Origin of the sequence: Pseudonocardia hierapolitana, assembly GCF_007994075.1 — a bacterium.
Classification (GTDB): Bacteria; Actinomycetota; Actinomycetes; order Mycobacteriales; family Pseudonocardiaceae; genus Pseudonocardia; species Pseudonocardia hierapolitana.
Window position 1 is genome coordinate 4,200,246 of the sequence record NZ_VIWU01000001.1, and the last position, 25,231, is coordinate 4,225,476.

Genomic DNA, 25,231 nt, shown 5'->3' on the forward strand with positions numbered 1-25,231 from the left:
TGATACGCACTGTTCCGTGCGACCCTCCACCGCGAGCACCGAAACCGAGCGGCCGTTCCGCGAGGCGATCGAGCTGACCCCACTCGGTGCCGGCCGGTTCGGCGCCGAGCTGGGCACCCTCTTCACGGTCGGCCCCAAGGCGCACGGCGGCCTGCTGATGGTGCTGCTCGCCCGCGCCGGCCTGGCCCGCGTCGACGCCGAGAGGCCGGGTGCGACCCCGGATCCGGTCGCCGTCGCCGCCGACTACCTCCGCGCCCCCGACCCGGGACCGGTGGAGCTCGACACCGAGGTGCTCAAGCTCGGCCGCACGGTGTCGGTCGTGGCGGTCCGGATGCGCCAGGACGGCCGGCTCGTGCTCGCCGCGACGGTGACCGCGGGCCGGCTGCCGGACGACGGCGTGCGGTGGAGCGATCTACCCGAGATGCCTGCGGAGCCGACCGCGGACGCGATCGATCCGCGGGAGCAGGGCGTCGCCATCGGCATCGCGAACGCATGCGAGCTGCGCTACGACGCCCCGACCTTCGCCTTCGCCCGGGGCGAGCAAGGGCCACCGCTGCTGCGCGGCTGGGCGCGTCCGCGCGGCGAGCCGACCGACGTCCTGTTCGCCCTGCTCGGCGGGGACATCATGGCGCCCACCGTGTTCAACCTCGGCGGCCGCATCGGCTGGGCGCCCACCGTGCAGCTCACGGCGTTGCTGCGGGAGCGCCCGGCGCCGGGCTGGCTGCGGATCGAGGCGCGGACGAAGGCGGTGGCAGGCGACTGGTTCGACGAGGACGTCACGGTGGTCGACGCCGCCGGTCGGCTGGTCTGCCAGGCCCGTCAGCTGGCCCTGTCCCCACTCGATGCATAGCGGGGCGACTACCGTTCCCCCACATGACACGGATCGCTGTGCTCGGAGCGGGGAAGATCGGTGAGGCGCTGCTGGCGGGGCTGCTCGCCGGTGGGTGGTCCGCCGCCGATCTCGTGTTCACCGAGCGGCACCCGGAGCGGGCCGCCGAGCTCACCGCCCGGCTCGGCGTCGAGGCGGTCGACGTGCCGACCGCGACCCAGCGCGCGGACATCGTGGTGGTGGCCGTCAAGCCCCAGGACATCACGCCCGTCCTCACCGAGCTCGCCCGCGTGCTGCGTCCCGGCACCCTCGTCGTGTCGCTCTGCGCCGGGCTCCCGACGGCGCTGTTCGAGGGCGCCCTCCCGGCCGACACCCCCGTCGTCCGGGTGATGCCGAACACCCCGATGCTGGTGGGCGAGGCGATGAGCGCGATCTCCCCGGGCACGCACGCCACCGACGAGCAGCTCACCGAGGTGGAGAAGATGCTCGCCTCGGTCGGGCGGGTGGTGCGGGTCCCGGAGTCGCAGCAGGACGCGGTGACGGCACTGTCCGGTTCCGGGCCGGCCTACTTCTTCTTCCTCGTCGAGGCGATGATCGACGCGGGGATCCTGCTCGGCCTGCCACGTGCCGTCGCCGCCGACCTCATCGTGCAGTCGGCGTTCGGCGCCGCCCGGATGCTGCGCGAGTCCGCCGACCATCCGGTGATCCTGCGCGAGGCGGTCACCTCGCCCGCAGGCACCACGATCGCGGCGATCCGCGAGCTCGAGCGGCACGGCGTGCGAGCCGCTCTGATCGCGGCGATCGAAGCGGCGCGCGACCGGTCGGTGGAGCTGGGCAAGGCAGCGCACTGACGCCCGCTTGCCCCGAACGGTGCTGCGGAATCACCCCGACGCGCCGCTTCCGGTCACCCTCCTGCGCACGACTCCCCTCGATCACGTCACATCTGCACCGCTAAGCTCATTCGGAACATCGACGTCGTCCCGGCCACGGGAGACCGGGCGGCCGATGCGACCACGAAAGCGGTGATCCGATGCCGTCCGAGCCTTCGGAGATACACCTCTCGCAGGTGCAGTTCCTGACGGTCGCCGAGGTCGCGGCCATGATGCGGGTGTCGAAGATGACCGTGTACCGGCTCGTGCACGGCGGGGAGCTGCCCGCCGCGCGCGTCGGACGCTCGTTCCGCGTTCCGAAGAGTGCGGTGGAGGAGTACCTCCGCAGCGCCTACTTCGACGCCGGCTGAGCCGGTCGTCGGCTGCCGTCGTACCCCCGGGGGCGCTCCCGGCCCGAGAACCCCCGGTAGAGTGGGCCCCCGGTCATCGCCCGGCCGCGCACGCCCGTCGCGCTGCATGCGGCCGGCCGCACCTCCACCGCACGAAAGTGGCCCGCCCCGGGCCGCGTCCCGACAGGAAGGGCCGCCACGTATGGGCTCCGTCATCAAGAAGCGCCGCAAGCGGATGTCGAAGAAGAAGCACCGCAAGCTCCTCCGCAGGACCCGCGTGCAGCGGCGCAAGCTCGGCAAGTGAACGATCCCGGGCGCGGCCCCAGGTCGCGCCCGGGATTGCGTTTACCTGCGGTGCGTCCGCTCACTACCGCGAAGTCGTAGCCACGCTCCGGCCGGGGGCGGTCTACCATCGGTCACTCGCCGCATCCGTTGCGTTCCTGGGGTAGGGCCGTGCCGCCATCCGTCGTGCTCGTCACCGGGGTCAGTCGGTTCCTCGGTGGTCATCTCGCTGCCCGACTCGCGCAGAACCCGGACATCGACCGGGTGCTCGGGGTGGACACCGTGCCGCCCCCGCGCGACCTTCTCCGCCGGATGGGGCGCGCCGAGTTCGTTCGCGCCGACATCCGCAACCCGCTGATCTCGAAGGTCATCTCCACCGCGTCGGTCGACACCGTCGTCCACGCCTCGCTCTCGGCCAACCCGGGCTCGTCCGGCGGCCGGGTGGCGATGAAGGAGATGAACGTCATCGGCACGATGCAGCTGCTCGCGGCGTGCCAGAAGGCGCCCTCGGTGCGGCGCATGGTGCTCAAGTCCACCACTGCCGTGTACGGGTCCAGCCCGCGCGACCCGGCCCTGTTCGACGAGACCATGACGCCGAAGGACCTGCCGTCCGGCGGGTACGCCAAGGATGCCGTCGAGATCGAGGGCTACCTGCGCGGGTTCGCCCGCAGGCGTCCCGACGTGTCGGTCACCACGCTGCGGTTCTCGAACTTCATCGGTCCGCGCATCGACACGGTGTTCACCCGGTACTTCGCGCTGCCGGCCGTGCCGATCGTGCTCGGGTACGACGCGCGCGTCCAGCTGCTGCACGAGGAGGACGGGCTCGCGGTTCTCGAGCGCGCGGCGAGCGAGGACATCCCGGGCGTCTTCAACGTCGCCGCGGACGGGGTGCTGCTGCTCTCGCAGGCCATCCGCCGGGCGGGCCGCGTGCCGATCCCCGTCCCGAGCCCGATCGTGGGCCCGGTGGGCAGGCTGTTCCGCGGTGCCCGGCTGGTCGACTTCTCCCCGGAGCAGATGCGGCTGCTCAACTTCGGCCGTGTGGTGGACAACCGCCGGCTGCGCCGGCAGTTCGGCTTCACGCCGCGGTGGACCACCGTGCAGGCCTTCGACGACTACGTCCGCGGGCGCGGCCTGCGCCCCGTTGTGGACCCGGAGCGGTTCGCCACGCTGGAGCAGGGCGTGCTCGCCGCCGCGCGGGTGCTGCGATGACCGTGCTGCGATGAGAGACCAGGATGAGGATGCCGCGATGAGGATGCCGCGATGACGCCCCGCCGCCGCGCCGTGCACAGCCCTGCAGGCCCTCGGGCCGAGGAGGAGCGAGCCGTCATGTCCGAAGCCCGGGTGATCCCGCTGCGCGCCGACGATCGCCGGAGGACATGGAGTGACGCCGACGAGGTGCCGCCCGTCACCGAGTCCGAGGACGCCGGCCCGCCCCCGTGGGAGGAGGCCCTGGCCGAATCGCTCGCGTTCCTGCGCAGGCGGTTGGAGGGCGACTACGCCGTCGACGAGTTCGGGTTCGACGCCGACCTCACCGAGCACGTCATCCTGCCCGCGCTCCGGCCGCTGTACCGCAGCTGGTTCCGCGTGGAGACGATCGGCATGGACCACGTGCCGGACGTCGGGGGTGCGCTCGTGGTGGCCAACCACTCGGGCACGCTCCCGCTCGACTCCCTGATGACGGCCGTGGCCCTGCACGACGACCACCCCTCGCAACGGCACCTGCGGATGCTCGGTGCCGACCTGATGTTCCGATTGCCCGTGGTGGGCGCGCTGGCGCGCAAACAGGGCAGCACGCTCGCGTGCACGCCCGACGCGGAGCGGCTCATGTCGTCGGGCGAGCTCGTGGGCGTGTGGCCGGAGGGCTTCAAGGGGATCGGCAAGCCGTTCCGCGACCGGTACAAGCTGCAGCGGTTCGGGCGTGGCGGCTTCGTCTCGGCCGCGATGCGCTGCGGGGTGCCGATCATCCCGTGCGCGATCGTCGGGGCGGAGGAGATCTATCCGAAGATCGGCGACGTCAAGCCGCTCGCCCGGCTGTTCAACGCGCCGTACTTCCCGATCACGCCGTTGTTCCCGCTGTTCGGGCCGCTCGGGCTCGTGCCGCTGCCGTCGAAGTGGTACATCGAGTTCGGCGAGCCGATCCGCACCGACTCGATCGACCCCGCAGAGGCGGACGATCCGATGACCGTGTTCAACCTGACCGACCAGGTGCGCGAGACGATCCAGCACACGCTCTACCGGCTGCTCAGCCAGCGTCGGAGCGCGTTCTTCGGCTGACCGCCCGCCCTCAGGCGGGTTCAGTGGCGGAGATGCGATACCTGAGCACCTCGGCGTCGCGGATCTGCGCTGCCTGCCCGACGTCCGGGCCGCTGCCGCGGAAGGCGCGCAGCTGCTCGTCGGACTCCCAGCGCTCGTGAACGTTGATGCGCCCGGGATCGAGCAGGTCGGCGGAGAGGGCGAAGTCCAGGCAGCCGGGCGCGCTGCGGGCCTGCTCGACGACGGCGGCGCAGCCCTCCAGGTAGTCGGTGCGCGACGCGGGGTCGACGCGAAGCCAACCTGCGATGATCAACATCGGTCCTCCACGGGGAGACGGGGGTCGTCTGTACGACCACCCGCGCGCCGCGAACTCATCGCTTGCGTGCGGCCAGCCCTGCTGCGACGGCGCCCGCGATCGCACCCGCACCCAGGACCGAGGGCACGCCGATCTTGGCCGCCCTGCGGCCCGTGCGGAAGTCGCGGATCTGCCAGCCCCGCTCCTTCGCGATGTCGCGCAGCTCGGAGTCGGGGTTGACGGCCACCGCGGTGCCGACGGCGGAGAGCATGGGGACGTCGTTCACCGAGTCGGAGTAGGCCGTGCAGCGGCGCAGGTCCAGTCCTTCGGTGACGGCCAGCGCCCGCACGGCGTGGGCCTTCGCCGGGCCGTGCAGGATCTCACCGACCAGCCGGCCGGTGTAGAGCCCGTCGACGCTCTCGGCCACCGTGCCCAGCGCCCCGGTGAGCCCGAGCCTGCGGGCGATGATGAGCGCCAGCTCGACGGGCGTGGCGGTGACGAGCCAGACGCGCTGGCCCGCGTCCAGGTGCATCTGGGCGAGGGCACGGGTGCCGGCCCAGATCCGGTCGGCCATCAGCTCGTCGTAGATCTCCTCGCCGAGCGCGGTGATCTCCGCCACCGGACGCCCCGCGACGAACGAGAGCGCGGTGTCGCGGCCGGTGGTGGTGGAGTACGTGGTCTCCCGGCCGCCGATGCGGAACTTCAGCTGCTGCCACGCGAAGCCGATGAGGTCGGCCGTGGTGAAGAACTTCCGCGCGGCCAGCCCGCGAGCGAAGTGGAAGATCGAGGCGCCGACCATCATCGTGTTGTCGACGTCGAAGAACGCGGCGGCCGTGAGATCGGTGAGCGGGACGTCGGCCGGGCCGCTGTCGCCTGCGGCCACAGCGGCCGCCGCAGCGGCCTGACCGGCGCGTACCGCTGGATCGGTGGCAGTGGCGGAACCGACCACGCCCGGTGTCTCCGTGGCCCCGCTCAGCTCGCCCGGGCCGATGGGCGACAGCGGTTCGCGAGGTTCTTGTTCAACCACCTACGGGCCTCCGTGGGTATTCGTCGTCCCAGCCTACTGTTGCCGATCGGACGGACGAGTGCGGTTCGGTGACCAGTGGATTGCCGACCGTGACATCCCGCACAACGAGAAGGCCGCCGCGGGAGGGCGTCCCGCAGCGGCCTTCACGACGAAGCGACTCAGCCGATGGTGATCCCCGGCATCCCCGGCAGGAGCGGCGGCAGCGTGACCGGGGGCAGCAGCGGGAGCGGCACCGACACGTTGCCGTCACCCTCGTCATCCGAGTCCGACTCGGATGACGACTTGCCGTCCTCGTCCTCGCTCTCGGTGCCGGTCGTCTTCTCGTCCTCGCCCTTGTTCGTGTTCGGGGCGAGGTCGGGAAGCAGCTGCGGGTTCTCGCGATCGGTGCTCTTGTCGGAACCGCGCGACGGCTCGTCGGTCTTGCTCGTGTCCGACGAGTCCTCCTTGTCCGGGGTGGAGGTCGTGTCCTCGTCGGCGTTCCCGGTGTCCGGCTCGTCGGTGCTCTCGTCCGCCGTGCGCCGAGAGGTGTCCGCGTCGGTGCTCGCGGTCTGGCCGAGCAGCCGCTCGAGCAGTTCCTTCGACTCGTCGGCATCCGCCGCGGCGGGCAGCTCAGGCTCCAGCTCGGTGAGCCGCTCGGACTGCTCGGAGGCCCACTTGTGCAGATCCTCGGCCGCGGTGCCGCGCTGGTCCTGCTCGGCGGCGGAGAGCAACAGCTGGGACCCCTCGCTGGTGGCCGTGTCGAAGTCGTCCATCGCCGTGGTGAACACCTCGGGCGCCGGTGCGGTCTGCGAATTGCGGGCGAGCTGCTCCACCTCGGACAGCCGGGTCGCGGCGATCTCCAGGTGCCGGCGTGCCCGGCTGGCGTCGTCGAAGGCGAGGGCGAGTCCTGCCGACTCGGCGACCCGCTTGACCGGGTAGAGGGTGTCACCAGGCAGCGCGTCGCTGCTGACGAGCACCCCACCACTGGCGATCGCGAGCAGCGCCGCGGCAGCGGCCGCACCGACGAACACCACGCGGCCACGCAGTCCGGCCGGAGCAGGCCGCTTGGTGCGACCGAGGGTGTGCCGGGCGCGGCGAGCACGCCTGCTGTGGAGCGGGATCGGTTCGACCACGGTGCCCGAGTCCTCGTCGGAATCGGGTGTGGAGTCCGCGGTGACCGGCTCCATCAGCGTCGTCTCGGCCGCGGGGTCCACGTCCGGGCGCTCGACGAGCCGGCCGAGCGGCGCGGTGAGCTCCGCCTCCACCGCCGGTGGCGCAGCCGCGGGGCGGGGTGCCTGTCTCGGGCCGCCCTGCTCGGCGGCGAGCACTGCCATGAGGCGTTGCTTGGCCCGGGCCTTCGTCTCGGCGTCCGGCGCGAATGCCGTGCCCCGCGACCGCAGCATCGCCACGATCTCGAGTTCCCGCGCCAGATCGGCGTCGTCCGTGATGCCGAGGGGTGTCCCCGACTCCACGGCGGCGGCGAACCGCTCTGCGTCCTTGCCCTGTCCGGCGGGCATGTTGGCCGTCCTCACTGCATCCCTGCGCTGTCAGTACCCGTGCCGCGGGCGTGCGCGGCGCGGCGTTCAGCCCTACAACGAGCAGCGCGGCCAGTGGTTACGGCGCCAAGACCGTTCACCGCATTGAGTCGTTCATTCGCCGCACCTGTAACGCGACGGGCGGTCGATGCGATATCGCTGCGGATCATCGGAGACCCTCCGGGAGCAGCTGGGCGAGCCGTCGGACCGCTCGATGTTGAAGGGCCTTGACGGCGCCCTCGTTGCGGTCCATGATCTCGGCCGTTTCGGCCACGGACAGGCCTTGCAGGAATCGGAGCTGGATGCATTCCTGCTGGTCGGGGTTGAGTTTCCGGACACAGCGGAGCAGCTCGTCGTTGGTGGCGCCGTCCAGCACCGCCTGTTCCGGGCCACCCGTGCTCGGCGAGAGCTCGACGATCTCGCTCGTCGTCTGCTCCAGCCGGTACCGGCTCGACTTCACGTGGTCGAAGATCAGGTTCCGCGCGATGGTGACGAACCACGCACCGATGTCCCGGCCCTGGTAGCTGACCGACGAGATGCGGCGCAGGGCGCGGACGAAGGTCTCCTGCGTCAGGTCCTCGGCGAGGGTGCGGTCGCCGGTGCGGAAGAGCACGTAGCGGAAGACGACGTCGTAGTAGCGGTCGAACAGGTCGCCGAAGGCGACCATGTCGCCTTCCTGCGCCGCCTTCACCAGCGCCCATGCGCCGCCGGTCTCCTCGTGCGGCGCGGGCGTCGCGTCGTGCTGCCGGCCGGCCGCGTCGCCTGCGGGCGGCGCGGACTCGCCGGGGCTGTGCCGTCGGGGGAGGGGGAGCGGAGGGCGGGGGGCGCCCGTGCGGGCCGCCGGCCCGGGAGGACCTACGCGGGGAGCTGTGGTCGGGGGCATCTGTACCTCTTCACCCGCGGGGGGACGGGCGGTCTCGGTGGGGAGCAGCCGAGGCTGTCGCGCGGGACGGGTCATGGCTCCCGGCAGGCCCTGTGACCGGGTCGGTGGTCGGTGCGTCGTTGGTCAGGACGCCGTGCCGAGCGTCTGCGCAACGCACAGGCGTCCGTCGGGTCGGCCCGCGGTGCGCCGGCGGCGACAGGCTGCATGCCACTCCCTCGGGTGAGCTTCGCGACGATCTCGTGGGTCGGCCGTTGAGTTGGCTGTAGCGGCGGAGCATACGGGCGGCCAGATGTGGCGAAACACGCACCACCGTTCGCCGCGCCTGCGGTCCGGTGAGCGGCCGACTACGCGCGGTCAGTGTCACCGTTTTCCGCGTGTCGTGGAGGCGATGCCTTCGGGCAGGAGCGCCGAGCGCCCAGTTCCCAGCCGCCGCGCCGCCCGGTTCGTGTCAGACTCGCGGTCGAGGCCATCCGGCGCAGCGCCGACCCCTGGGAGAACCGTGGACAGCCCTACCGGCGGCCCGCAGGACGGGAACCCGCACCACCTGGCCGATCTGGTCGCTCGGGCGGCGCGCAGCACGCCCGACCTGGCCGCGATCGTCGACGTCACCAGCGACGTCACGCTCACGTGGGCGCAGTTCGACGCCGCCGTCAGCGCAGAGGCCACCCGCTTGCGGGCGGCGGGTGCCGGGGCGGGCGAACGCGTGCTGGTGCGGCTCGGCAACGGCGCGGCGTTCTGCGTGTCGGTGCTCGGTGCGCTCCGGGCGGGCGCGGTGTCCGTCCCGTTCGGGCCGGTCGCGGTGGCGCGGGAGCTCGAGATCGTGCTCGACGACTGCCGGCCGGCGGTCGTCGTGGCTGCGGAGGGTGACGAGGCGGCACAGCGTTGCGGCCCGCCGCGCGGGGCGACCCTGCTCCCGCCGCCCGATCTTCGCCCCGCCGCGGACCCCCCCGCGGTGGAGGCGGTCGGCGGCGGCGAGGACCTCGCCCTGCTGATCTACACGTCCGGCACGACGGGCCGCCCGCGCGGCGTGCAGCTCTCCCACCGGGCCGTGCTCGCCAACCGCGAGCAGACCGCCTCGCTGCGGCCCGCGCCCGTGCTCCCGGTCGACCGGGTGCTGCTGTCCATCCCGCTGTTCCACGTGTTCGGGCTCGCCGCCGGGCTCCTGCAGGCCTGCTGGGCGGGTGCCACGGTCGTGCTCACCGAGCGCTTCGACCCCGCCCACGTCGCCGAGGTGCTCGTCCGGGAACGCGTGAGCGGGATGGCGGGCGTGCCGTCGATGTTCCGGGCGCTGCTCGAGCTCCCGCCCGGCGACCTGCACGCGGCCACCGCGGGCCTGCGGTTGTGCACGTCCGGCGGGGCGCCGCTGCCGCCGCAGTGGTTGGACGAGTTCCGCACCGTCACCGGCCTGCCGATCTACGAGGGGTACGGGCTCACCGAGGCGGGCCCCGTGCTCACGATGAACCCGATCGGCAGTCCTCCGAAGCCCGGATCGGTCGGGCGTGCCCTGCCGGGCCTCGAGCTGCGCCTGGTCGACCGCGAGGGCCGTCCCATCGAGGAGGCCGTCGCCGCTCCCGACCCCGAGGACATCGACGAGGACATCTCCGACCCTGCGCACGACACCGGGCTGGTGGCGGTGCGCGGGCCCAACCTCTTCTCCGGCTACTGGCCCGACGGCACGGGCGGTCCGGACGCCGACGGCTGGTTCCGCACCGCCGACGTCGGCTTCCTCGACCACGACGGCGACCTGCACCTCGTCGACCGCTCGTCGGACCTCGTGATCGTCAACGGTTTCAACGTCTACCCCCGCGAGGTGGAGACGGTGCTCGCGGAGCTGTCCGCGGTGGCCGAGGCCGCAGTCGTCGGCGTACCCGACGAGAACAGCGGCGAGGCGGTCAAGGCCGTGCTGGTGCGCGCCGAGGGCGCGCAGCTGACGGAGGACGAGGTGCTCGTGCACTGCACGGAGCGGCTCGCCCGGTTCAAGGTGCCGTCGGTGATCGAGTTCACCGACGCGCTCCCACGCACCCCCACCGGCAAGGTGGCGCGCCGTCAACTGGCGGGGCGCTCGTGACGGCGCCCCGGGTCACCGTCTACACCCGCGCAGGCTGCGGCCTCTGCGCCGCGGCCGAGGCCGAGGTCGCGCGGATCTGCGCCGACGTCGGGGCGGGCTGGACAACCGTCGACGTCGACTCCGACCAGGATCTGCGTGCGGAGTACGGCGACCGGGTGCCCGTGATCGAGGTCGACGGCCGGGAGCACGGCTTCTGGCGGGTGGAGGAGGACCGCCTCCGCGCGGCGTTGGCCTGACGCTCCTGCCTCGCCGAGGTCGGGAGTGCCGCGCCGTCCCCGGATCGTCACATCCGTGGCGGTCGGGCGGGGCCAGACTTGTCCCGTGAGCATCACGGAGGCACCGGATCGGGCAGGCGAACCCGCCGCACCCACGATCCCGCGGGGGTGGGCCGCGCTCGTGGGGGTGCTGGCCGTCGCCGCGGCCGTCGCGGCAGGGCAGCTGGTGGCGGGCCTCCTCTCGCCGGCGTCGTCGCCGTACCTCGCCGTCGGCGACGCGGTGGTGCGCCTGTCCCCCCACTGGCTCGTCGAGTTCGCGAAGGCCGCCTTCGGCACCGCCGACAAGCCGGTGCTGCTGGCCGGGATGGCCGTGGTGATCGCGGGTCTCGCCGCGCTCGCGGGCATCGCGTCCCGCCGGCACCCGGGGCCGGGGATCGCGGTCGTGGTCGCGCTCGGCGTGCTCGGGCTGGGAGCGGTGATGTTCGAGCCGTCCTTCTCCCCGCTCGACATGCTCGCGCCGACGGTCTCGCTGGTGGTGGGCGTGGCGGTGCTCCGGTGGCTGCACGGCCTCGCGCTCGCCGCGGCGGACCGTCCCGGCGAAGCGGTGCGGCCGGCAGACGTGAGCCGTCGCGCGCTCCTCGTGCGGTCGGCGGCGGCCGTGGGCGTGGCCTCGTTCGCCGGTGGGGCCGTGGGGTCGTGGCTCGGCCGCGGCGCGGGGGACCTCAGAGGGCCGGTCACGGCACGGATCGCGGCGGCCCGGCTCACCGAGCGCGCCCCCGCGATCCCGGCCTCGGCCGCCTTCCCGGAAGCGGGCACACCCACCTTCCTGACGCCGAACGCCGACTTCTACCGCATCGACACGGCACTGCGGGTCCCGGCGCTGGCGGCCGAGGACTGGTCCTTGCGCATCCACGGGATGGTCGACGCGGAGCGCACCCTGACCTTCGACGACCTCCTCTCCCGGCCGCTCGTCGAACGCCCGGTCACGCTCACCTGCGTGTCCAACCCGGTCGGAGGTGACCTGATCTCCACCGCGACGTTCACGGGGGTCGACCTGCGCGACCTCCTCCTCGAGGTCGGCGTGCGGCCGGGCGCGGACCAGGCCTTCTCCACGAGCGTCGACGGCTGGTACACCGGCACGCCGGTGGACGTGCTGCTGGAACCGGGCCGTGGCGCGATGCTCGCGATCGGCATGAACGGGGAGGCGTTGCCGCTGGAGCACGGGTTCCCGGTGCGGATGGTCGTCCCCGGCCTGTACGGGTTCGTCTCGGCCACGAAGTGGGTCACCGGTCTGGAGCTCACGACGTTCGCCGCGAAGGACGGCTTCTGGCTGCAACGCGGGTGGGCGCAGCGGGCGCCGATCAAGACCCAGTCGCGCATCGACAGCCCGCGCGGGTTCGCCGAACTGCCTGCGGGCCGGGTCACGGTCGCGGGCATCGCCTGGTCCCAGCCGACGGGCATCGCGCGGGTCGAGGTGAGCATGGACGGCGGCCCGTGGCAGGACGCCGAGCTCGCCACCGAGGTCAGCGGCGACACGTGGCGGATGTGGCGCGCGGAGTTCGACGTCGCGCCCGGCGGCCACTCCGTGCGCAGCCGGGCCACCGCCGCCGACGGCGTCGTGCAGACCGCGACGGAGGCCGATCCCGTCCCGGACGGGGCGACCGGATGGCCCGACGTCGCGTTCTCGGTCCGCTGAGCAGCGGCGGCGCCGTTCGACGGCGCCGTTCGACGGAAGGGAACGGCCGATCGTCGATCGACCGCTGATCCGGGATCACGAGCACCTGCCGGCGCGGGAGGCTGCCGTGGAGGGAGACGGGCACCGGGCCGCCGACAGGGCCGGTGACCTCGGGTCCGATGGCAGCCGAAACGGCGTGACCGAGATCTCCGAGGTCCCGGCCATGGTGCAGATGGTGGCGGCCGCCACGGCCGGGCTCCCGATCCGTGGCCGCGACGAGCGGCAGTCGTGGGACGACCATCGGTCGAGTGCGGCACACCGGCCGCGTGTGCACGCCGACGTTCAAGATCGCAACTTTGTGCGTGCGTTCACAAGCGACTACCGTGTAATCCAGTCGCAGTCAACACCCGGACCCGGGGTATTCGGCTCGAATCCATCAGGCGAGGCGGTCCGCCGCCATCGCCGGCAGCACCGGGCACAGCAGCATCGAGGAGACGTGAGCGTGACGAAGCCGCCGCATGCCGGCTCCGCGGATCCGCCCGCCCCGCTGCGGTCGATCCCCGAGGCCAGCGTCGCCCGGCTCGCCGTCTACCTCCGCAAGCTCGGCGAGCTCGCGGAGGAGGGCGCCGACACGGTGTCCAGCGACGAGCTCGCCGCCGCCACCGGCGTCAACCCGGCGAAGCTGCGCAAGGACCTGTCCTACATCGGCTCCTACGGCATCCGCGGGGTCGGGTACGAGGTCGCGGCGCTGGTGCACCAGCTCGAGCGCACCCTCGGGCTCAACCACCGGCAGGCCGTCGCGCTCGTCGGCATCGGCAACCTCGGGCACGCGCTCGCCGGCTACGTCGGCTTCGGCGGGCGGGGCTTCCCCGTCACCGCGCTGTTCGACGTCGACCCCGATCTCGTCGGCATCCACATCAACGGCATCCTCGTCGAGCACGTCCGGGCGATCCCCGAGGTCTGCGCCGAACGCGGCGTCACCATCGGGATGATCGCCACACCCGCGCAGGCGGCGCAGGGCGTGTGCGACCTGTTCGTCGAGGCGGGCGTGCGCTGCATCCTCAACTTCGCCCCCGTCGTGCTGCAGGTGCCCGACGAGGTCGAGGTGCGCAAGGTCGACCTCGCCGTGGAGCTGCAGATCCTGGCGTTCCACGTGGCGCGCAAGCACGTGGCGGCCGCCGAGCAGGCCACGGCGGTCAACGGCCACCCCGTCAACGGGGCGGGGAGGTTGCTGTCATGACCGTGCTCGTCGTGGGTCTGTCGCACCGCAGCGCGCCGGTGCACGTGCTCGAACGCGCCGCCGTCGGGGCCACCGAGGTCCCGAAGCTGCTCGAGGAGCTGCTGCGCGGGCAGCACGTGTCGGAGGCCGTGCTGCTCTCCACGTGCAACCGCATCGAGGTCGTCGCGGTCGTCGACGCCTTCCACGGCGGCCTCGCCGACGTCTCGGCGGTGCTCGCGCGGCACGCCGGGATGTCGCTCACCGAGCTCACCGAGCACGTCTTCGTGCACTACGCGGGCTCGGCCGTGCAGCACCTGTTCGCGGTGGCCGCAGGCCTCGACTCGATGGTGGTCGGCGAGGCCCAGATCCTCGGCCAGCTGCGCACCGCGTACGCCACGGCCGACGAGGCCGGCACCGTCGGGCGCACCCTGCACGAGCTCGCGCAGCAGGCGCTGCGCGTCGGCAAGCGCGTGCACGCCAGCACCGGCATCGACACGGCGGGCGCCTCCGTCGTCTCCGAGTCGCTCGCCGACGCCGCCGGCCGGCTCGGCGGGGAGCTCGCCGGGCAGCGGGCCGTGATCGTCGGGGCGGGCGCCATGGGCGCGCTCGCGGCCGCCCACCTGCGGCGGGCCGGGGTCGCGGAGATCGTGGTGCTCAACCGGTCGGCCGAGCGGGCGGAGCGGCTGGCCGAGAACACCCGTGCGCAGGGCACGCCCGCGCGCACCGCCACGCTGGACGGGCTGGCCGCTGAGCTCGCCAGGGCCGACCTGATGGTGGCGTGCACCGGAGCCGTCGGCACCGTCGTCGAGCTCGACACGGTGGCCGAGGCGGTCGCGGAGCGGGCCGGACGGCGGCTCGCGGTCGTCGACCTGGGGCTGCCCCGCGACGTCGACGCGCGGGTGGCCGAGCTGCCGGGCGTCTCGGTGGTCGACCTGGCCGCACTGCAGCGCAGGCTGGCATCGGGGGAGCGGGGCGCCGCCGTCGCCGCCGCGCAGCAGCTGGTCGCCGAGGAGGCGCAGGCCTACCTCGCCGCGCAGCGCTCCGCCGAGGTCACGCCCACCGTCACCGCGCTGCGCAGGCGCGCGTCCGAGGTGATCGACGCCGAGCTGCTGCGGCTCGACTCGCGGCTGCCCGACCTCGAGCCCAAGGTGCGCGATGAGTTCGGTCGCAGCGTCCGCCGGGTCGTCGACAAGCTCCTGCACACCCCCACCGTGCAGGTGAAACGGCTGGCCGAGGGGCCCGACGGCGACAGCTACGCTGCGGCGCTGCGCGCGCTGTTCGAGCTCGACCCGCAGACCCCGGCTGCGGTGGCCATCCAGCGCAGCGGCGACGTGCTCGCCGCGCTGGAGGTCCGCACCGACTCGCACGAGGGGCAGGACGCATGAAGTTGCGTATCGGCACCCGGCCGAGCGCGCTCGCCATGGCCCAGACCGGGATCGTCGCCGATCGGCTGCGGGCCGCGGGCCACGAGTGCGAACTGGTCGAGGTCAGCACGTCCGGCGACCGCTCGTCGGCGCCGGTCGCGCAGCTGGGCGTCGGGGTGTTCGTGTCCGCACTGCGGGACGCGCTGGCGCGCGGCGAGGTCGACGTCGCCGTGCACTCCTACAAGGATCTGCCCACCGCGCCCGACCCGCGGCTGCGCCTCGCGGCCGTGCCCGCGCGGGAGGACCCCCGCGACGCGCTGGTGGCGCGCGACGGCATGGTGCTCGGTGAGCTCCCGCCCGGCGCGCGGGTCGGCACCGGCTCGCCGCGACGCATCGCGCAGCTCGATGCGCTGGGCCTGGGGCTCGACGTCGTCGCGATCCGCGGCAACGTCGACACCCGCGTCGGCAAGGTGCGTTCCGGCGAGCTCGACGGCGTGGTCGTCGCGGCCGCCGGGCTGTCCCGGCTGGGGCGCCTCGCCGAGGCCACCGAGCTGCTCGACCCGCTGCAGATGCTGCCCGCGCCCGCCCAGGGTGCGCTGGCGGTGGAGTGCCGGGCGCAGGACCTCGAGATCGGCAACGCCCTCGCCGCGGTCCTCGACGACCCGTTCACGCGGGCCGCGGTGGTCTCCGAGCGCGCGGTGCTGGCCACCCTCGAGGCCGGCTGCAGCGCGCCGGTCGGGGCGCTGGCGGACGTCGTCTCCGATCTGGACGACGACGGCAAGGTCGTCGACCGCCTCTCCCTGCGAGCGGTGGTCGGCACGATCGACGGGGCGTTGCTGCGCGCCTCCGTCACCGGAGACATGGACGACGCCGAGAAGCTCGGTGCGGCACTGGCCGCCGAGTTGCTCGACATGGGGGGCCTCGACGCCCTTCCGAGAAACGCTGGATCGGGAGTTCCGAGATGACACCTTCGCCCAACCCGGGACGGGTCGCTTTCGTGGGCAGTGGCCCCGGCGACCCCGGCCTGCTGACCGTCCGCGCGCGGGAGGCCCTCGCGAGCGCACCGCTCGTCATCACGGACTCGGACGTCCCGGACCAGGTACTGGCGCTCGTCGCCGACGGGGCCGAGGTACGCCCGGCCGTCGGGCAGCCGGGCGACGTCGCGAAGGACCTCATCACCGAGGTGCAGTCGGGTCGCAGCGTCACGCGCCTGGTCAGCGGTGACCCGTTCACCCTCGACTCGGTCGTGCAGGAGGCCATCGCGGTGGCCGCGGCCGCCGTGCCGTTCGACGTCGTGCCGGGCGTCCCCGCGGGCACGGCCGTGCCGGCCTACGCGGGCGTGCCGCTCGGCTCGGCGCACATGGAGGCCGACGTGCGTGCCGGCGTCGACTGGCCGCGGCTGGCGGCGGCGCCGGGCACCTTCGTGCTGCACGCCACCGCGTCGCACCTGCCCGAGGTCGCCGCAGCGCTCACCGAGCACGGCGTCCCCGCGCAGACCCCGGTCGCCGTCACCGTGAACGGCACGCACACCACGCAGAAGACGGTCCAGAGCACCCTCGCGACCATGGCCGCCGAGGCGTCCGAGCTCGAGGGCCCGCTCGTCGTCACCGTCGGCGCGGAGGTCGGGCTGCGCGCCGAGCTGTCGTGGTGGGAGTCGCGCGCGCTGTACGGCTGGCGCGTGCTCGTGCCGCGCACCAAGGACCAGGCAGGCGCGATGAGCGAGCGCCTCGCCGTGCACGGTGCCTCCGCCGAGGAGGTGCCCACCATCGCCGTCGAGCCCCCGCGCTCGCCCACGCAGATGGAGCGCGCGGTGAAGGGCCTCGTCGACGGCCGCTACCAGTGGGTGGTGTTCACCTCCACCAACGCGGTGCGCGCGGTGTGGGAGAAGTTCGCCGAGTTCGGGCTGGACGCCCGCGCGTTCTCCGGCGTCAAGATCGCCTGTGTCGGCGCTGCCACCGCCGAGAAGGTGCGGGGCTTCGGTATCAACCCGGAGCTCGTGCCGTCGATCGACGAGGGTCAGGACTCCTCCTCCGAGGGCCTGCTGAGCATCTTCCCGCCCTACGACGACGTGCTCGACCCGGTCGACCGCGTGCTGCTCCCGCGCGCCGACATCGCCACCGAGACCCTCGCCGCCGGCCTGCGCGAGCGTGGCTGGGAGATCGACGACGTCACCGCGTACCGCACGGTGCGCGCCGCGCCGCCGCCCGCCCCGATCCGCGAGGCCATCAAGACCGGCGGCTTCGACGCGGTGTGCTTCACCTCGTCGTCCACGGTGCGCAACCTCGTCGGCATCGCCGGCAAGCCGCACGCCCGCACGATCGTGGCCTGCATCGGCCCGCAGACGGCCGAGACGGCCCGCGAGTTCGGCCTTCGGGTCGACGTGCAGCCGGCAGAGGCGCGTGTTCCCGCGCTGGTCGACGCGCTGGCCGCCCACGCTGCGAAGCTCCGCGCGGAGGGCGCCCTGCCCCCGCCGCGGAAGGTGAAGGCCCGGCGCCGCTGAGCCCGGAAGTTCAGGAAAGCCACATTCAGGGCTTCGTAGGCCCTGAATGTGGCTTTCCTGAACGCAGGGTCCTGGAGGCCCGGTCGTAGGCTGGCCCCATGGCGTTTCCCACCCACCGGCCGCGGCGGCTGCGCACCACCCCGGCCCTGCGCCGGCTCGTCGCCGAAACCGACCTGCGGCCACGGCACCTGGTGCTGCCGATGTTCGTCAAGGAGGGCGCCGCCGAGCCGGTGCCGATCCCGTCGATGCCGGGGGTCGTGCAGCACACGCGCGACTCGCTGCGCAAGGCCGCGGTCGAGGCGGTCGAGGCGGGGGTGGGCGGGCTGATGCTGTTCGGCGTGCCGGAGCGCCACGACGCCACCGGGTCGGCGGGCGTCGACCCGGACGGCGTGCTGAACGTCGCGCTGCGCGACGTGCGGGCCGAGGTGGGCGACGCCACGGTCGTGATGGCCGACACCTGCCTCGACGAGTTCACCGACCACGGCCACTGCGGCGTGCTCGACTCCGAGGGCCGGGTGGACAACGACGCCACCCTCGCCGTCTACGCGGACATGGCGGTGGCCCAGGTCGAGGCGGGCGCGCACGTGGTCGGGCCCAGCGGGATGATGGACGGCCAGGTCGGCGTGATCCGGGATGCCCTCGACGCCGCAGGCCACGTCGACGCCGGCATCCTCGCCTACACGGCGAAGTACACCTCCGCGTTCTACGGGCCGTTCCGGCAGGCCGTCGAGTCGCAGCTCACCGGCGACCGCAAGACCTACCAGCAGGACAGCGCCAACGTGCGCGAGGCGCTTCGCGAGCTCGCCCTCGACCTCGAGGAGGGCGCCGACATGGTGATGGTCAAGCCGGCCATGGCCTACCTCGACGTCCTGCGCGCCGTGGCGGAGGTGTCCGACGTCCCGGTGGCCGCGTACCAGGTCTCGGGCGAGTACGCGATGGTCGAGGCGGCCGCCGCCAACGGGTGGATCGAGCGCGACCGCGCCGTTCTGGAGACGCTCACAGGCATCCGCCGGGCCGGCGCCGACATCGTTCTGACGTACTGGGCCACAGAGGTCGCGACCCGGCTGTGACCCGTTCGCAACCGGGTGTTCCCACGGGGCACCCGCGCGGAACGGGCGCAGGGGTTACGATCACGGCCCCTTTGATCAGGTGGAGGATCTGCGATGAGCAACGACCCGGGTGCTCCCGGCGAGTACCAGCCCGGCCAGCAGGGTTGGCAGGGCGGGCAGCAGCCGCCGCCGTACCCGAGTGGGTTCGGGCAGCAGCAGCCTCCGCCCGCCTGGGGCGGCTACCAGCAGCAGCCGGGGCAGCCCGGTGCGTACGGGCCGCCTCCCGGCCAGCCCGTCGGCGGCCCGCAGGGGCAGGCGAGCAGCCCGTTCGGGGCTCTGTTCGACTTCGAGTTCAACACCTTCGCCACCCCGGCCGTCGTGAAGATCCTCTACATCGTCGGGATGGTGCTGCTGGGCCTGGTCTACATCGGCCTGCTCATCTCGGGGTTCGCCCAGGGTGTGGGCATCGGTCTGGTCACCCTGATCGGTGGCGGCATCGCCGTGCTGTTCTACCTGATCTTCTTCAGGGTCACGCTCGAGTTCTTCTACGCAGTGGTCCGGATGTCCGAGGACATCCACAAGCGCAAGGACTGAGATCAGCCGTGGACAGGCCAGGACGCACGGTCCTACGGTGACGCCGTGAGTACACCCTCCGACCCGCGTAGCGGGGGACACGAGCCCGACGACCGGTCGGGTGCCGCTTCGCCGGGCGAAGGGTCGGGGCAGCCGGATTCCCAGGGGCAGCAGCCTGGCCAGTACGGCCAGCAGCCCTATCCCCAGCCGGGGCAGTACGGCCAACCGCCGCAGTACGACCAGCAGCAGTACGGTCAGCAGCCGCCGTACGGCCAGCCGGGGCAGTACGGGCAGCCGGGCCAGTACACCCAACCCGGCCAGTACGGTCAGCAGCCGCCGCCCGGGTACGGCCAGGCGCCTCCTTACAACCCGTACGCGCAGCAGGGCCAGCCGCAGTACGGGCAGCCCGGTCAGTACGGCGGGCAGCCCGGTCAGTACGGCCAGCCGCAGCAGTACAACCCCTACGGCCAGCCCGGTCAGTACGCAGGCACGCCGTTCAGCGGTGACGCCGCCGGTCTCGGCCCCGACGACGGCGGCCGGGTCTCGCGTCCCGGGCTCATGATCCTCTCGCTCGTGCTGCTGATCCTCAGCGCGCTCCCGTTCCTCGCGGCCGGCGTGCTGCTGCTCGCCGCACCGCTGGACGCGAGCACGATCCCACCGGGGTACGAGGAGCAGCTGGCGCAGGCGGGTCTCACCCCGGAGATGGCCGTCTCGGCCCTGCGGGGGGTCGCGGCCGTCATCCTCCTGGTGGCCGTGCTCTACGTCCTGTTCGCCGTGCTGACGTTCCTGGGTCGCACATGGGCGCGCATCATCCTGACGATCATGACGGTCGGCTTCACCCTGCTGATGCTGGTCAGCATGTTCTCCGGAGCCGCCGGTGACAGCGGCAGCCTGGTGTTCATCCTGCTCGTCGTGGCGGCCTCGGTCGGCGGCACGGTCATCACGTTCCTGCCCGAGCTCAGCCGGTGGTTCCGGAGCGCGCGCTAGTCGGGACCACCAGGCCGGGCCACGTCGGCCGACGGCCGGATGTGAGACTGGCTCCCGTGGCTAGCTCGCCGATCCCGTCCGGCCCCGAGGCCGCCGCGCGCACCGAGAACTCGCGACGCCTGTTCGAGAGGGCGTCCGCCGCGATCCCGGGTGGGGTGAACTCCCCGGTCCGGGCGTTCTCCGCGGTCGGCGGTACGCCGCGGTTCCTCGTGTCCGCGTCCGGCCCGTGGCTCACCGACGCCGACGGGAACCGCTACGTCGACCTCGTCAGCTCGTGGGGCCCGATGATCCTCGGGCACGCCCATCCGGCGGTCGTCGACGCGGTGCGGGAGGCGGCCACGCACGGTCTGTCCTTCGGAGCGCCGACGCCCGCCGAGGTCGAGCTCGCCGAGGAGATCATCGGCCGTGTCGAGCCGGTCGAGCAGGTCCGGCTGGTCAACTCCGGCACCGAGGCCACCATGAGCGCGATCCGGCTCGCCCGCGGGATCACCGGCCGCCGCGGCGTCGTCAAGTTCGCGGGTTGCTACCACGGGCACGTCGATGCACTGCTCGCCCAGGCCGGCTCCGGGGTGGCCACGCTCGGCCTCCCGACCAGCCCCGGCGTCACCGGCGCGCAGGCCGCCGACACGATCGTGCTCCCGTACAACGACCTCGACGCCGTGCGGGCGGTGTTCGCCGAGCGCGGCGCCGACATCGCCTGCGTGATCACCGAGGCGGCGGCGGGCAACATGGGCGCGATCGCCCCCCGGCCCGGCTTCAACGCAGGCCTGCGGGAGATCTGCCACCAGGCGGGCGCGCTGCTCGTGATCGACGAGGTGATGACCGGGTTCCGGGTGTCCTCCTCCGGGTGGTTCGGCCTGGACGGCGTCGCGGGCGATCTGTACACGTTCGGCAAGGTCATGTCCGGTGGACTGCCCGCCGCGGCGTTCGGTGGTCCCGCGGCGCACATGAGCTACCTCGCCCCGGCCGGCCCCGTCTACCAGGCGGGGACGCTCTCCGGTAACCCCGTCGCCGTCGCCGCGGGCCTGGCCACCCTGCGGCATGCCGACGCGGACGTCTACGCGGCGCTCGACGCGAACGCCGCCCGGCTGAGCGGCCTGATCGGCGACGCGCTGAAGGCCGAGGGCGTGCCGCACCGCGTCCAGTTCGCCGGCAACCTCCTCTCGGTGTTCTTCACCGACGACGAGGTGCACGACTACGCGGGCGCCCAGGCCGCGGCCACCTGGCGGTTCCCCGGCTTCTTCCACGCGTTGCTCGACCGCGGGGTCTACGCGCCGCCGAGCGCGTTCGAGGCCTGGTTCGTGTCCGCTGCGCTCGACGACGACACCTGGCAGGTGATCGCCGACGCGCTCCCGGCGGCGGCGAAGGCCGCGGCCACCGCGATCCCGCCCGCCGAGGCAGGCCAATGACAGGCCCGCGCACGATCGTCCACCTGCTGCGCCACGGCGAGGTGCACAACCCCACCGGGCTCCTCTACGGGCGCCTTCCCGGCTACCACCTCTCCGAGAACGGTCGCAACCAGGCCGAGATCGTCGCCAAGTCGCTCGCCGACGCGGACGTCACCGCCGTCGTGGCCTCCCCTCTGGAACGCGCGCAGGAGACCGCCGCGCCGATCGCGGCGCTCCACGGGCTGGACGTGCAGGTGGACGACGACCTGATCGAGGCCGACAACCGGTTCGAGGGCCAGACCGTCTCCGTCGGCGGCGGCGCCCTGCGCAGCCCGCGCCACTGGCCCCTGCTGCGCGACCCCTTCACCCCGTCATGGGGGGAGCCGTACCTGCAGATCGCGCACCGCATGGTCGCCGCCGTCCACCGCGCTCGGGAGCTCGCCGTCGGGCACGAGGCGGTGTGCGTGTCGCACCAGCTTCCGATCTGGACGCTCCGCCGGTTCGTCACCGGGCAGCGCCTGTGGCACGACCCCCGGCGCAGGCAGTGCGCGCTGGCGTCGCTCACCTCGCTCGTCTTCACCGGGAGCGAGCTCACGCAGCTGCGCTACACCGAGCCCGCCGGGGGCAGCGATCCGAGGCAGACGGGCGCATGATCCGCCTGCTCGCCGTCGCGCTCGTCGCGGTGTTCCTCGCCGGCTGCTCCTCCACCAAGGAGGCGGTGGCCACCGGCGGGGACTTCCAGTTCGTCGCGCCCGGCGGCCAGACCACGATCCTCTACGACCCGCCGGAGAGCCGCGGCACCGTCAGGGGCATCTCGGGCGACAGCCTGCTGCACGACGGCGCCACGGTCGGCCTCGACGACCACGCGGGCAAGGTCGTGATCGTCAACATCTGGGGCTCGTGGTGCGGCCCCTGCCGCGAGGAGATGCCCGGGCTGCAGTTCGTGCAGGAGCAGACCGGCGCCGTCGTGCTCGGCATCGACGTCCGCGACGAGCGCCAGGCGGCCGCCGACTTCGTCCGCGATCGCGGCGTCACGTTCGACTCGATCTTCGACCCGCCCGGCCGCGTCCTGGCCCGCCTCAGCGGCTACCCGCGCAACACCGTGCCGTCCACGCTGGTGCTCGACCAGCAGCACCGCGTGGCTGCGGTGTTCCTGACGGTGGTCCGCGTGCCGGAGCTGATGCCGCTGGTCCAGCGCCTGCAGGCGGAACCGCCCCCGGCGGCCTGACCACCGCGCAGGTCGCCGGACCGGTCAGCCCCCCGGCAGCGGCTCCGCAGTCGACGGCGGCATCGGCGCGGACGTCGGCTCGGGCGCGGACGTCGGCTCGGCGGGCGACGGCTCGGCGGGCGACGGCTGGGTCGAGCCCTCCGGGCGGGTGCCGGCATCGCCGGTGTCCCCGGCCGTTCCGCCGCCGGTCGGTGTTCCGTCCTCCTCCGGCGACGACGGTGCGGACGAGGCCCCGTCCGGCGACGCCGGGCCGGGCGCGGGGCCGGGCGTGCTGGACGTCGTGCTGTCGCCGGGGGCGCGCTCGGCGGGCTCGGCGGCGCCGCTGGGGATCGCCGGTGTCGGCTGCCCGGTGAGCGGGCCCTGGTCCTTCTCGATGACCTGCAGGATCTGCCTCTCGAAGTCGTCGAGCCGGGCCTGGATCTCCGACAGCGGGACGTCGGGGATCCGCGTGCCGAACGCCTCGATCTGCTCCCACAGCGCGGTCAGCTCGGCCATGCCGGCGTCGCTGAGCGGCCCGTCCAGCGTGACGAACAGCTGGGCGGCGAGCGCATAGGTGAGGCAGTTGACGCAGTCGTAGTTGACGGCCGCCGCGATGTTCTGCGGAGCGGCGATGTGGTTCTCCCCGACGACGAGCACGACCTGGAACCCGACGGCGACCGCCGCACAGCCCGTGCAGCTGGCGAACGCGTACGCCTCGTTCCGGTTCAGGGCCGGCACGTCGCCCTCCACCCACACCAGCGCGAACGCGACGTCGTAGGCGACCGTGTTGTCGGCCGTGTTCACGGCCAGCGCCTGGTTGTCGCCCTCCCCGGGCTGCAACGGCCGGTCGAACGGGAAGACCCATGGGTGAGCCGGCGGGGCGGGTTCGCCGCCCGCCGCACCGCCGGCCGGGTCCGGGCCGGGTTCCGTCCCCGCGCCGGCGTCCGGCCCCGGAGGTGGTGGCGTATCCGGGGACGTCCCCGAGGTGGCGCCGCCGGCGCCCGGGTCGTACCCGCGCGCCGGGGACGTCCCCGAGGTGGTGCCGCCGGCGCCCGGGTCGTACCCGCGCGGCACGAGGACCAGCGCGAGCTTCGGCTTCTCGCGAGTCGGACGCTCGTTCTCGTCGGGCCAGGCGGTGACCATCCGTCCGCGCTGTCCCTCGACGAGCCCGGTGGGCGTGGCGCCGGCCGGGGAGAGCGGGGGCAGACCGGACGTCGCCGCCGACACCGCCTGCACCAGCGTGCCGCCCTCGTAGGGCTGCACGGGCCGGTAGGTTCCGGTGCGCGGCCACCAGGTCCACGCCAGGCCGGCGATGACGACGACGGCGACGAGTCCCGCCAGCGCCCGCCGCAGCGGCTTCCCCGTGGTACGGCGCCAGGTCGTCGTGAGGATGCGGTGCACCAGGCGGGCCAGGACCACGCCGATCGCGAGGACCGGGAACGCGAGGGCGACGATGGCCAGCACCCGCGCCGCGACCTCCAGCAGGTCCCCGTCCAGCCACGCGCGATCGGTCAGGCCCGCCTGCTTCCCGAGGTTCGCCCATGCGGTGCCGAGGAGCCGGGGGAGGGTGATGACGATGATGAAGAGGGAGAACGCCAGTACGGGTACGACGATGAGCACCCACAGCGAGACCACGGCGCGCGCCCAGGGCTTCAGCACCGTGCTCTTCGGGTCGCCCCACCGCCAGGGCAGGAGGCCCCGCAGCGTCGGTCCGATCCGCTGGAAGAGGTCCGGCACACCGGTGAGGTCCGCCAGCACGTGGTAGCCGTCGAACCGCACCAGCGGGAGGAGCTGCCGGACCATCTGCAGGATCTGCGTGGCCACGACGAGCAGCAGCGCGTCGTAGCCCGTCGCCCACCAGACACCGGCGACGGCGACGGCGACGATCGCGTTGAAGTACAGACCGCCCAGGTCGGTCCGGATGCGCCCGCCCTTGCCGAGCCGGTAGGAGTCGGTCACGTCGGTGTAGAACGCCGGCCAGACGAGGTAGACCCCGGCGCCCATCTTCCCGGGAGTGGCGCCGCCGCGGCGCGCAGCGGCCGCGTGACCGAACTCGTGGAAGCCGGCGGAGAGCACGGTGACCACGAAGACGAGGAGCAGCAGGCCCGGCTTGTCGAAGGCTTCGTACGTCGCGGAGGCGAGGCCCCGCTCCACCAGCACCCACCAGCACACGCCGAGGAACGCGGCGAGCACCACGGTGACCACAAGCGGGTGGAACAGGCGCGCGAACGGTTCGGTGAGGCGCCTGGTGCGCTCCGGATCGGTGACGGCGTACCGGAACCGCAGCCCCAGCAGGGGATCGGACTTGCGCACCTCCGGCTGGGACCCGTCCGGCCGGACCAGCAGACCGACCGGACGCAGCTGGCGGTCGACCAGCGCGCGGACGTTGTCCGGCGTGACGGTCCGTCCGAAACCCTCGCTGACCCGGGCCGCTACCTCGTCGACGGTCCGGGTTCCGTCGATGTGCGACAGGACGAGGTAGAGCAGCGGGGTGAGCTGGATCGTCTGGCCGTCCGCGCGGCGGACCAGCGACGGCGGCTGACGATAGCCGGATCCCGCCGTCTCGCCGATGAGCTGCACGCCCTCGGCGAGACGGAGGATCTCGGAGGGGCTCGCGACCGGACCCGGCGACCGTGCGTCGCCGGGCCGGCCGGGGGTGGACGGCAGCACGGTCATGCGTGCCA

General features: G+C 73.3%; 24 protein-coding genes. 19 read left to right on the forward strand and 5 right to left on the reverse strand.

Annotation, left to right across the window (positions count from 1 at the left end; translation table 11 throughout):
- Nucleotides 1–16 precede the first annotated feature (16 nt).
- The 6 genes from FHX44_RS19850 to FHX44_RS19875 all read left to right on the forward strand — a co-directional run bounded on the left by FHX44_RS19850 (nt 17) and on the right by FHX44_RS19875 (nt 4,604).
- Nucleotides 17–850: a thioesterase family protein gene (locus FHX44_RS19850; protein ID WP_246170488.1), complete on the forward strand. Its 834-nt coding sequence runs from the start codon at nt 17–19 to the stop codon at nt 848–850.
- Nucleotides 851–873: 23 nt separating this feature from the next.
- A complete protein-coding gene (gene proC, locus FHX44_RS19855) occupies nt 874–1,680 on the forward strand; it encodes a pyrroline-5-carboxylate reductase (protein ID WP_147257168.1) in 807 nt (268 codons plus the stop codon).
- A gap of 179 nt (nt 1,681–1,859) precedes the next feature.
- Nucleotides 1,860–2,069: a helix-turn-helix domain-containing protein gene (locus FHX44_RS19860; RefSeq protein ID WP_147257169.1), complete on the forward strand. Its 210-nt coding sequence runs from the start codon at nt 1,860–1,862 to the stop codon at nt 2,067–2,069.
- A 181-nt stretch (nt 2,070–2,250) separates the two neighbouring features.
- Complete coding sequence (locus FHX44_RS19865; RefSeq protein ID WP_003402602.1) at nt 2,251–2,352, forward strand: 30S ribosomal protein bS22; 102 nt, start codon at nt 2,251–2,253, stop codon at nt 2,350–2,352.
- A 149-nt stretch (nt 2,353–2,501) separates the two neighbouring features.
- Nucleotides 2,502–3,539 carry an NAD-dependent epimerase/dehydratase family protein gene (locus FHX44_RS19870; protein WP_147257170.1) on the forward strand — a complete coding sequence of 346 codons (1,038 nt, stop codon included), beginning with the start codon at nt 2,502–2,504 and terminating at the stop codon, nt 3,537–3,539.
- Nucleotides 3,540–3,656: 117 nt separating this feature from the next.
- Nucleotides 3,657–4,604 carry a lysophospholipid acyltransferase family protein gene (locus tag FHX44_RS19875; protein ID WP_147261321.1) on the forward strand — a complete coding sequence of 316 codons (948 nt, stop codon included), beginning with the start codon at nt 3,657–3,659 and terminating at the stop codon, nt 4,602–4,604.
- 10 nt (nt 4,605–4,614) lie between these two features.
- On the opposite strand, the gene FHX44_RS19880 is transcribed toward FHX44_RS19875, so the two are convergent.
- From FHX44_RS19880 to FHX44_RS19895, 4 genes are all read right to left on the reverse strand, one after another.
- Entirely contained in the window at nt 4,615–4,899 is a 285-nt protein-coding gene (locus FHX44_RS19880) for a putative quinol monooxygenase (protein WP_147257171.1), read from the reverse strand.
- 55 nt (nt 4,900–4,954) lie between these two features.
- Nucleotides 4,955–5,827 (reverse strand): HAD family hydrolase, encoded by an 873-nt coding sequence (locus tag FHX44_RS19885; protein WP_246170975.1) that lies wholly within the window; start codon nt 5,825–5,827, stop codon nt 4,955–4,957.
- A 236-nt stretch (nt 5,828–6,063) separates the two neighbouring features.
- Complete coding sequence (locus FHX44_RS19890; RefSeq protein ID WP_147257172.1) at nt 6,064–7,401, reverse strand: DUF5667 domain-containing protein; 1,338 nt, start codon at nt 7,399–7,401, stop codon at nt 6,064–6,066.
- 184 nt (nt 7,402–7,585) lie between these two features.
- Complete coding sequence (locus FHX44_RS19895) at nt 7,586–8,302, reverse strand: sigma-70 family RNA polymerase sigma factor (RefSeq protein ID WP_147257173.1); 717 nt, start codon at nt 8,300–8,302, stop codon at nt 7,586–7,588.
- Nucleotides 8,303–8,801: 499 nt separating this feature from the next.
- Here FHX44_RS19895 and FHX44_RS19900 point away from each other — a divergent pair, with 499 nt between their 5' ends.
- The 13 genes from FHX44_RS19900 to FHX44_RS19960 all read left to right on the forward strand — a co-directional run bounded on the left by FHX44_RS19900 (nt 8,802) and on the right by FHX44_RS19960 (nt 22,568).
- Entirely contained in the window at nt 8,802–10,370 is a 1,569-nt protein-coding gene (locus FHX44_RS19900; RefSeq protein WP_246170489.1) for an AMP-binding protein, read from the forward strand.
- Complete coding sequence (locus tag FHX44_RS19905; RefSeq protein ID WP_147257175.1) at nt 10,367–10,606, forward strand: glutaredoxin family protein; 240 nt, start codon at nt 10,367–10,369, stop codon at nt 10,604–10,606. The genes FHX44_RS19900 and FHX44_RS19905 overlap by 4 nt, the downstream gene beginning before the upstream one ends.
- An 85-nt stretch (nt 10,607–10,691) precedes the next feature.
- Nucleotides 10,692–12,281, forward strand: coding sequence for a molybdopterin-dependent oxidoreductase (locus tag FHX44_RS19910; protein ID WP_425469144.1), 1,590 nt, complete (start codon nt 10,692–10,694; stop codon nt 12,279–12,281).
- A 475-nt stretch (nt 12,282–12,756) separates the two neighbouring features.
- Entirely contained in the window at nt 12,757–13,500 is a 744-nt protein-coding gene (locus tag FHX44_RS19915; RefSeq protein WP_147257176.1) for a redox-sensing transcriptional repressor Rex, read from the forward strand.
- Nucleotides 13,497–14,864 carry a glutamyl-tRNA reductase gene (locus tag FHX44_RS19920; protein ID WP_147257177.1) on the forward strand — a complete coding sequence of 456 codons (1,368 nt, stop codon included), beginning with the start codon at nt 13,497–13,499 and terminating at the stop codon, nt 14,862–14,864. The genes FHX44_RS19915 and FHX44_RS19920 overlap by 4 nt, the downstream gene beginning before the upstream one ends.
- Nucleotides 14,861–15,808: a hydroxymethylbilane synthase gene (gene hemC / locus FHX44_RS19925; protein ID WP_147257178.1), complete on the forward strand. Its 948-nt coding sequence runs from the start codon at nt 14,861–14,863 to the stop codon at nt 15,806–15,808. The genes FHX44_RS19920 and hemC overlap by 4 nt, the downstream gene beginning before the upstream one ends.
- On the forward strand, nt 15,805–17,343 hold the full coding sequence (locus FHX44_RS19930) for a bifunctional uroporphyrinogen-III C-methyltransferase/uroporphyrinogen-III synthase (RefSeq protein ID WP_147257179.1): 1,539 nt from the start codon (nt 15,805–15,807) through the stop codon (nt 17,341–17,343). Before hemC ends, FHX44_RS19930 begins: the two co-directional genes overlap by 4 nt.
- A gap of 98 nt (nt 17,344–17,441) precedes the next feature.
- Nucleotides 17,442–18,413, forward strand: coding sequence for a porphobilinogen synthase (gene hemB / locus FHX44_RS19935; RefSeq protein WP_147257180.1), 972 nt, complete (start codon nt 17,442–17,444; stop codon nt 18,411–18,413).
- 93 nt (nt 18,414–18,506) lie between these two features.
- Nucleotides 18,507–18,986: a DUF4282 domain-containing protein gene (locus FHX44_RS19940; protein WP_147257181.1), complete on the forward strand. Its 480-nt coding sequence runs from the start codon at nt 18,507–18,509 to the stop codon at nt 18,984–18,986.
- A 45-nt stretch (nt 18,987–19,031) separates the two neighbouring features.
- Nucleotides 19,032–19,952, forward strand: a complete 921-nt coding sequence (locus FHX44_RS43330; RefSeq protein ID WP_246170491.1) for a hypothetical protein — start codon at nt 19,032–19,034, stop codon at nt 19,950–19,952.
- Between the two features lie 71 nt (nt 19,953–20,023).
- Nucleotides 20,024–21,361 carry a glutamate-1-semialdehyde 2,1-aminomutase gene (hemL, locus tag FHX44_RS19950; RefSeq protein ID WP_147261324.1) on the forward strand — a complete coding sequence of 446 codons (1,338 nt, stop codon included), beginning with the start codon at nt 20,024–20,026 and terminating at the stop codon, nt 21,359–21,361.
- Nucleotides 21,358–21,993 carry a histidine phosphatase family protein gene (locus FHX44_RS19955; RefSeq protein ID WP_147257182.1) on the forward strand — a complete coding sequence of 212 codons (636 nt, stop codon included), beginning with the start codon at nt 21,358–21,360 and terminating at the stop codon, nt 21,991–21,993. The genes hemL and FHX44_RS19955 overlap by 4 nt, the downstream gene beginning before the upstream one ends.
- A complete protein-coding gene (locus FHX44_RS19960) occupies nt 21,990–22,568 on the forward strand; it encodes a TlpA family protein disulfide reductase (RefSeq protein ID WP_147257183.1) in 579 nt (192 codons plus the stop codon). The genes FHX44_RS19955 and FHX44_RS19960 overlap by 4 nt, the downstream gene beginning before the upstream one ends.
- 24 nt (nt 22,569–22,592) lie before the next feature.
- On the opposite strand, the gene FHX44_RS19965 is transcribed toward FHX44_RS19960, so the two are convergent.
- Entirely contained in the window at nt 22,593–25,223 is a 2,631-nt protein-coding gene (locus FHX44_RS19965) for a hypothetical protein (RefSeq protein WP_147257184.1), read from the reverse strand.
- Nucleotides 25,224–25,231: the final 8 nt, after the last annotated feature.